Source organism: Roseateles oligotrophus, from assembly GCF_025717515.1.
Classification (GTDB): Bacteria; Pseudomonadota; Gammaproteobacteria; order Burkholderiales; family Burkholderiaceae_C; genus Paucibacter_A; species Paucibacter_A oligotrophus.
This window is the reverse complement of the sequence record NZ_JAJIRN010000037.1, coordinates 1-604: the sequence shown is the minus strand read 5'-3', so window position 1 is coordinate 604 and position 604 is coordinate 1. Positions and strand designations below refer to the sequence as shown.

Sequence of the window (604 nt, the reverse complement as noted above, 5' to 3'; positions counted from 1 at the left end):
ACGTTACGGCCGCTCAGCTCGAACGTTAGGCGTCGAGAAGAAACACCTCGCGTTCCACCTCCCAACGAAAGAAAGAATGACAACCGATCTCTGGATGCTTGTGGCCACCGCCGTTCTGTGCGTCGGCATAACCTTTATCTATGGCGCCGGCCGCTTCTTGCAGCCCGGTGGAATTGCTTGGGCTGCGGGCAACAGAGGCACCGATCTAACGGTCCCTCCTTGGACAACCCGAGCCATTCAAGCGCACGCAAATCTGATTGAAAACCTTGCACCATTCGCGGTGCTTGTTCTGGTAGCCCACATGTCCGGCAAAGCCAATGCCGCAACAGCCCTTGGCGCCACCATCTTCTTTTGGGCTCGCGTGTGCCACCTGGTAGCCTACGTGGCCGGCATCATCTATCTCCGTACTCTTGCCTGGTTCACATCATGGGTGGGCGGCGCAATCATTCTTTTCCATCTATTCAAGTAGCCTGCCAGTGTCCTCTCACAGCCCGACGCCTAACCTGGCGTTCGAGCCGACTCGCAACGGCTGGTCACTTCAGGCCCCCATTTCATTCTGGGCCTTCCGTGCCCAGCCGCCGCTCGCGGCTCAACTTCGACGTTA

General features: G+C 58.1%; 1 protein-coding gene. It reads left to right on the top strand.

Going from position 1 to position 604, the window contains the following annotated elements; all coding sequences use genetic code 11:
- A partial coding sequence (locus LNV07_RS25375; RefSeq protein WP_263573999.1) for an MAPEG family protein occupies positions 1-469 on the top strand: 469 nt, incomplete at its 5' end.
- Between the last annotated feature and the right edge of the window lie 135 nt (positions 470-604).